Source organism: Collinsella aerofaciens, assembly GCF_015557435.1.
In the GTDB taxonomy this organism is placed as follows: Bacteria; Actinomycetota; Coriobacteriia; order Coriobacteriales; family Coriobacteriaceae; genus Collinsella; species Collinsella aerofaciens_Z.
On sequence record NZ_JADNOH010000095.1, the window covers coordinates 1 to 6,922 of the forward strand.

Annotated in this window: 8 protein-coding genes and 1 tRNA gene; 8 read left to right on the forward strand and 1 reads right to left on the reverse strand. The window is 58.5% G+C overall.

The genetic code is table 11. The features are described 5' to 3' along the window. Positions 1-340 precede the first annotated feature (340 nt). From I2G43_RS09235 to I2G43_RS09260, 7 genes are all read left to right on the forward strand, one after another. Positions 341-922 (forward strand): VanZ family protein, encoded by a 582-nt coding sequence (locus tag I2G43_RS09235; RefSeq protein ID WP_195535929.1) that lies wholly within the window; start codon positions 341-343, stop codon positions 920-922. Between the two features lie 204 nt (positions 923-1,126). Continuing rightward, positions 1,127-1,978 carry a MurR/RpiR family transcriptional regulator gene (locus I2G43_RS09240; RefSeq protein WP_195535930.1) on the forward strand — a complete coding sequence of 284 codons (852 nt, stop codon included), beginning with the start codon at positions 1,127-1,129 and terminating at the stop codon, positions 1,976-1,978. 10 nt (positions 1,979-1,988) lie between these two features. After that, entirely contained in the window at positions 1,989-2,912 is a 924-nt protein-coding gene (gene murQ / locus I2G43_RS09245) for an N-acetylmuramic acid 6-phosphate etherase (RefSeq protein ID WP_195535931.1), read from the forward strand. Positions 2,913-2,969: 57 nt separating this feature from the next. After that, positions 2,970-3,431, forward strand: a complete 462-nt coding sequence (locus I2G43_RS10550) for a PTS transporter subunit EIIB (RefSeq protein ID WP_229071757.1) — start codon at positions 2,970-2,972, stop codon at positions 3,429-3,431. A 21-nt stretch (positions 3,432-3,452) separates the two neighbouring features. After that, the gene (locus I2G43_RS09250; RefSeq protein WP_229071759.1) at positions 3,453-4,400 is read left to right on the forward strand and encodes a PTS transporter subunit EIIC; all 948 of its coding nucleotides are present in this window, start codon (positions 3,453-3,455) and stop codon (positions 4,398-4,400) included. 116 nt (positions 4,401-4,516) lie between these two features. Continuing rightward, positions 4,517-5,569, forward strand: coding sequence for a MupG family TIM beta-alpha barrel fold protein (locus tag I2G43_RS10660; protein WP_195535932.1), 1,053 nt, complete (start codon positions 4,517-4,519; stop codon positions 5,567-5,569). 92 nt (positions 5,570-5,661) lie between these two features. After that, a complete protein-coding gene (locus I2G43_RS09260; protein WP_195535933.1) occupies positions 5,662-6,021 on the forward strand; it encodes an arsenate reductase family protein in 360 nt (119 codons plus the stop codon). Positions 6,022-6,093: 72 nt separating this feature from the next. Here I2G43_RS09260 and I2G43_RS09265 read toward each other — a convergent pair whose 3' ends face one another. Then, positions 6,094-6,504, reverse strand: a complete 411-nt coding sequence (locus I2G43_RS09265) for a hypothetical protein (RefSeq protein WP_195535934.1) — start codon at positions 6,502-6,504, stop codon at positions 6,094-6,096. A gap of 275 nt (positions 6,505-6,779) precedes the next feature. Here I2G43_RS09265 and I2G43_RS09270 point away from each other — a divergent pair. Then, a tRNA-Gln gene (locus I2G43_RS09270) sits at positions 6,780-6,853 on the forward strand. Positions 6,854-6,922: the final 69 nt, after the last annotated feature.

Genomic DNA, 6,922 nt, shown 5'->3' on the forward strand with positions numbered 1-6,922 from the left:
TACATGTACGGATGAATATGGGAGGTGTTCGGATGAAGTTGATATTCAAGGGCGGAGGGAATTGCGGCAGCGCGGGCGCGAGGGGTGCGGTTTGGCCGGCCTCGCAAGCCATGCCCTCCGCAGTTTGAACTGGTGCGCGATAGCTATGAGGCAGGCGATATCACCCGTAGCCAGGCAGCAAAGCGCTTGGGTGTGTGCGTGGGGACGTTCGATCGCTGGATGCGCGAGGCGGGTTAGGAGATGGCAGCCCTGTCGCTTCTTGTTGCGATTCAAATTTTGCTACGACGACACTGCTATTTAGACTACACTCGCTCATATTTAAAAAGACGGAGGTTGGCCTTTGGCGCACACGAAGAAAATAATCGGGTGGATCGCGATCGCTCTGTTCGCCGCAACGCTGGCGGGCATCTGGGTGCTGACGGAGCAAAACGCGGTGCAGACGTCGCTGCTGAGCGAGTCCACCGCGCGTGTGGTGGAGGGTCAGGCTACGGGCGTTCAGGCTGCCGGTGCCATGGGCGAAGCTCAGACGGAGAACGGAATGACCAGGGGCACCGATTCGGCTGCCTCGAATGTCCGGTCTGGTCGACTTGCTTCCATTCGCGTGTGGATAGGCACAAACGTCCGTCGCGTCGCCCATACCGTAGAGTTTTTCTTCGTCGGATTGTTCGCTTCGGTGATCGCGGTTTGCTTTTCTAGGCGTCCGTGGAGTGTATGCTCCCGTTGCGTGCCCGTGTTGCTCTTTTGCGCTGCCTGCTCCGTTGGCGACCAGGTGCATAAGATCTTTGTTCCCGGCAGGCATTTCGACATAATCGACTTGGGCTTCGACGCTGCGGGCTATGTCACCGCGATGCTGCTGGTATTGCTGGTCGCCGCATGGGTACACCACGTGACGCGTCCCATCGGCGCCCATGCGAGGCACTAGCCGGTAACAAACCCGTTTCTGATAGGGCCGATTCGTTGAATCATTTTGTGTCGCATGTATTTCCGAGCGGTCGGATTTGAGGGGCGAGCGGTAGAGCGCTCGCCCTTTGTGCGCCACGATGCGGCACAATGTACCGCAAAAGAAGTTCTAACACGGTACGAATGGTTCGTTGGTCTTTAATTCTTCTCAACGGAGGTGTTTGAGATGGCAAACGGATTGCTTTTGCGGCTTCGAGAGCGAGAGCTCAGCGCGAGCCCGGCGGAGCGCAATGTCATCGCATATGTGAGCGCTCATCCGCACGAGGTGGTCGGGCTGTCCGTCCGCGGTCTTGCCGATGCCACGTTCTCCTCACCCTCGAGCATTTTGCGTTTTTGCAAACGCTTGGGCTTTGCGGGCTATAAGGAGTTCCAGCGTGAGCTGATTGCCGAGCTTGCGCTCTTGGGTGACAAGAAAGACGTTGCCCTCGAGGACATCTCCATGGACGACAGTGTCGAGCGCATCGTGGGGAAGGTGATGAAAAGCAACGTACGAACGATCGAAGCGACAGCGCGAACGCTCGATTACACCGTCCTTGAGCGATGCGCGGCCTATCTTAAGCGGGCGCGCGCGGTCAATCTGTTCGGTATCGGTGCCTCTCGTTTGGTTGCGCACGATCTGGCGCAAAAGCTCATGCGTGTCGACAAAGAGTGCCATCTGTACGATGACTGGCACGACCAACTCTTGTGCGCCAAGAACATGCATGAGGGCGATATTGCAATCGCCTTTAGCTATTCGGGCTTGACGCAAGAGGTGCTGGACTGCACCGCGGAGGCTCAACGCCATAACTGTCCCGTTGTGGCCGTAACCAAAGTGGATGGCTCGTCCAAGCTCGCCACCATGGCCGATGCCGTGCTCGGCGTCGCCGCAAGTGAGCCGCTGGTCCGCAGCGGTGCCATGGCTTCGCGTATGGCCCAGCTCATGGTTGTCGACGCTCTGTACGCCGCTTACGTTGCAAGCGATTACGAACGGGCGACGCATGTCATTAAGCAAAACTACATCGAGAAACAGGAAAGATGAGGTGAATGGATTGCTCGATTTAACGAAGTTCACGACCGAACAGCGAAACCAGCGAACGATGGATCTCGACACGATGACGTCGCTGCAGATCGTCACGACGATGAACGATGAGGATCTTCGTGCCGTCCAGTCGGTCACGAAAGTGTTACCCCAGGTTGCCACAGCAATCGACTGGGCTGCTGAGGCACTCGAGCGCGGCGGGCGCGTCTTTTACATGGGCGCAGGCACCAGCGGACGTCTGGGCGTGCTCGACGCTTCGGAGTGTCCGCCCACGTTTGGCGTATCTCCCGATCTGATTGTCGGGCTCATTGCTGGAGGCGAGACGGCGTTTATCAAGGCTGTCGAAGGTGCCGAAGACAGCGAGGAGCTTGGCGCGAGCGACCTGCGGGAGCGTGGACTCTCGGACAAGGATCTTGTCGTTGGCCTGGCGGCAAGCGGTCGTACTCCCTATGTGGTGGGCGGCCTTGCATATGCCAAGACTGCCGGGTGCAAGACCATTGCAATCGCCTGCAACCAAAGGTCGAAGATTGGGGAGGGTGCAGATCTTGCCATCGAGCCCGTGCCCGGCCCCGAGGTGCTTACCGGCTCAACGAGGCTCAAGGCGGGAACGGTTCAAAAGCTCATTCTCAATATGATTTCGACCGGTGCCATGGTCAAGATCGGCAAGGTATACCAAAACCTGATGGTCGATGTGCAGCAGACGAACGAGAAGTTGGTGGTGCGCGGCCAGAACATCGTGATGGAGGCGACCGGCTGCACGCGCGAGCACGCTGTTCAGGCGCTTGCAGATGCCGGCGGCCACGTTAAAACCGCTATCGTCTCGGTGCTGCTGGATTGTGATGCCGAGCAGGCTGCGACGGCTCTTGAACGGGCGCGCGGCCATGTTCGCGCTGCGGTGAGCGGCCATGAGAAGAGCAATGCCGATGCCCAATAGGCGCACGGCGTGAGCTGATATGACATCCGGACGAGATATTCAATACAAGGAGGAGTTATGACGAACAAAGAGCTGGCTCAAAAGCTGCTGGACCTTTTGGGCGGTAAAGATAACGTGCTGGCAAACGCGGCGTGCATGACACGCCTGCGCGTGACCGTCAAAGATGCGGGCAACGTCGACACAGAGGGTATTAAAGCGCTCGATGGCGTAATGGGTCTGGTCGAGGACGATACCATGCAGATCGTGCTGGGACCGGGCAAGGTGAATAAGGTGCTTGAGGAGTTCTCCAAGCTCACCGGTCTTGCGAAAGGCGTTGCCGACGAGAGCGTGGTTGACGCTGCGGCCACAAACAAGGCTGCGCAGAAGGCCAAGTACGAGTCCAAGCCGGTTCAGGCCTTCCTCAAGAAGATTTCCAATGTCTTCGTCGCTCTGCTTCCCGGTATCATTGCGGCTGGCCTCATCAACGGTATCTGCAACGTCATTAACGTCTCGACGGCAGGCGCGCTTGCAGGCGAGTAGTGGTACCAGGGCATTCGTTCCATGGGCTGGGCCCTGTTTGCCTATCTGCCCATCTTGGTGGGCTATAACGCGGCGCGCGAGTTTGGTGGCTCCGCTGCGCTGGGCGGCATCGCCGGCATGATGTGTATCGCCAACAGCGCCATGCCCCTGCTTGCGCCTGGCGCGGCTGATCCTGCCACTGCCATTCTGCTGCCGCTCACCAATGCGCAGTACAACCCCGCAGCGGGCGGCATGATCGCGGCTCTCATCGCTGGCGCATTTTTTGCCTGGATGGAGCGTCAGATTCGCAAGGTTATGCCCAACGCACTCGACACGTTCTTGTCCCCGCTGCTGGTGCTCATCATCGGCGCCTTTGCTCTGATGCTCGTCATCCAGCCGGTTGGCGCATGGCTGACGACTGCCATCTTTAGCGTTTTGACCTTTATCTTCGAGAAGCTGGGCGTCCTGGGCGGCTATATCCTGTCGGCAGGCTTCTTGCCGCTGGTGTCCGTCGGCCTGCATCAGGCGCTTACGCCGATCCACGCTATGCTCAACGATCCCGACGGCGCTACCAAGGGTATCAACTACCTGTTGCCCATCCTTATGATGGCCGGTGGCGGCCAGGTTGGCGCCGGTCTGGCACTGTACTTTAAGACCAAGAACGCCAAGCTCAAGAAGTATGTCGCCGAGTCCATCCCCGTTGGCATCCTGGGCGTGGGTGAGCCTCTGATGTATGCCGTTACGCTGCCGCTCGTTCGTCCGTTTGTGACGGCCTGCCTGGGTGCCGGATTTGGCGGCGCGCTCGCGGCGCTGCTTCACATCGGCACGGTTTCTCAGGGCGTTTCCGGTCTGTTTGGCCTGCTGATCGTCGTTCCTGGCCAGCAGCTCGGCTATGTTGCCGCCGTGCTGCTTGCCTATGCCGCCGGCTTTGTCCTGACATGGCTCTTTGGCGTCGATGAGCAGAAGATCAACGAGTTCTTTGGCGAGTAGTTTGATAGCGCGAGCCGCGTTGCTCAGGGCTCGCGGCGCGCGGCAGATTTGTTGATGCTATCGTTGTGCCGGCGGGGCTAACTGCTCCGCCGGCCTTTTTTAAGGAGCGTTGAAGCGTGAAAACGGGTATTTCGATTTATCTTTCCAGTCCTGTGCAGGATATTGAGCGGACGATTGAGCGTGGTGCCGCGGCGGGTGCGCGCTATGCATTTACCTCGCTGCATATTCCCGAGGACGGGGGAGCGGCGTATGCCGATAAAGTCCGTCAGGTGCTGTCGCTGCTTTCTGTCCGCGACATTGCGCTCATTGCCGATGTGGGACCACGCACGTGCGATTTGCTCGGGCTTGAGCGCATTGAGGACCTGCGCGATTTGGGACTGGAATACCTTCGTTTGGACTATGGCTTTAGCGCCCAGCGGGTCGCGGAGCTGTCTAGGGTGTTTCGCATTGTGGTTAATGCTTCGACGGTGAGTTCTGACGAAATCGCATCGTGGCGTGAGGCCGGAGCCGATGTGACCCGTTTTGCCGCCTGCCACAATTTTTACCCCAAGCCTTATACCGGTTTAGCTCTGGAGGACATTGCTCGGGTGAATCTTCGTCTTGCGGCGCTTGGATTCGAAATCATGGCTTTTGTACCTGGTGATGCTAACGTTCGCGGGCCGGTATTCGAGGGACTGCCGACGGTCGAGGCGCAGCGCGGTCGCGCGTCAAAGGTTGCCCTTAACATGCTTGAGCTTGCACATGGCGCCGATTGCGACATCGTGCTGGTGGGTGACCCCGATCTTTCCGATGCGGGCTGGACACAGTTTGCTCAGGTTTCCGCCGGATATGTGGACGTGCATTGCGAGTTGGAGTCCGGCTATTCCTATTTGCGGGGGCAGATTCATCACGATCGTCCTGATTCGAGTGTTCACATCTTTAGATCTCAGGAGTCGAGGACGACGCTTAAGCCGGATGCCGTGCCGTCGGATTCCGGCGCCGGCTTGCCGCGAAAGGCGGGGTCGATTGCTGTGAGCAATAGCGGGTACGGACGCTACGAAGGTGAGCTCGAGATTGCACGGGTCGATCTTACCGGCGATGAGCGCATGAACGTCGCGGGCCACATTACGCCCGAGGCAATGGAGCTGCTGCCATTCATCAAGCGCGGATTCGGGGTACGGTTCGTTTAGCGCGTGACCCGTGGGCTACAATTGGCCCATCGTGCGAAGGCGCCCCGTATGGCGTGTGCCTGTGTTGGCCGATTTGTATTCGGAGGATTCCTATGACTGTACTGTTTGTTGAATATCCCAAGTGTTCGACCTGTAAAAAGGCCAAGGCGTGGTTGGACGAACATGGGGTCGAGTATATCGACCGCGATATCGTTACGGACAATCCTACGGCCGATGAGCTTGCGACCTGGATTGCTCGTTCGGGGCTGCCGGTGCGGCGCTTCTTTAATTCGTCGGGTATGAAATATCGAGAGCTGGGCCTGAAGGCGCGCCTGGACGCGGGGATGACGGATCAGGAGTGCTACGAGCTGTTGGCGACCGACGGCATGCTGGTCAGGCGTCCGCTGCTGGTGGGCGACGACTTTGTGATTCCCGGCTTTAGGGAAGCGGCTTGGACCGAGGCGCTGCTGTAGCGGCTGCGGAAAGTGCGACCCGTTTTGAGTGCTCAGAGTGGGACGCATTTTCCGCCGACGGGCCCGCCCTAGTCAGTCCTCCAGCTGTGCCCACTCGTGTGGGTCGTAGACCTTTACGTGTTTGTTGGGCGTACCGCTCCAGTACTCCTCGTCCATAAAGGGCAGATATGCCTGAACGCCGGGACAGATAAAGGGAATGCGTTGCTGCTGCAGTCGCTCGCGCTGGCGCTGCTCCAGGTGCGTCTCGGATATGACGGTCGGCATGCCGGATAGTTCGACCAAGCTTGCCTGGATGCGCTTGAGGTCGGGGAGCCCTGCGTGCCATGACGTTCGCATGATCAAAAACGAGGCGCGGCGGTATTTTGCCTGCATCACGGTGATGGCGGGGCGCAGTGTGGGGTGGATTTTGCCCCGGTCGGGCCATAGGTCGGCCGTTATCTCGAGTCCTAGGGTTTCCCATAGGTAATCCAGCTCTTCGTTCATGGCGCCTCGATATCCGCATTAGAATTGATAGCCTGATTGTGTCCTCAGATGCCGCAACTTCGTTGAGGTAATCTGCCAACGGTAGATATGGGACGCTTGCGGCCTTTCGTCTTCGTGCGCGATCGAGGGCTTCACAGGTCCTTCACGGGTTGGGCCAATTTAGGCCAATTTGACCGAATTTCAAAAAAGTCAAAATTGGGGCTTGCGTCACGGCGGGACTTCCCGTATATTTCTTTATTGCGCAAAGGCACAGCCGAGCGCAGCGATGCAGTCATTGGGATGTCGTCTAATGGCAGGACAGCGGATTCTGGTTCCGTCAATGGGGGTTCGACTCCCTCCATCCCAGCCATTGCATTTGCTACATATGGCCCGTTCGTCTAGCGGTTTAGGACGCCGCCCTCTCAAGGCGGAGATCACC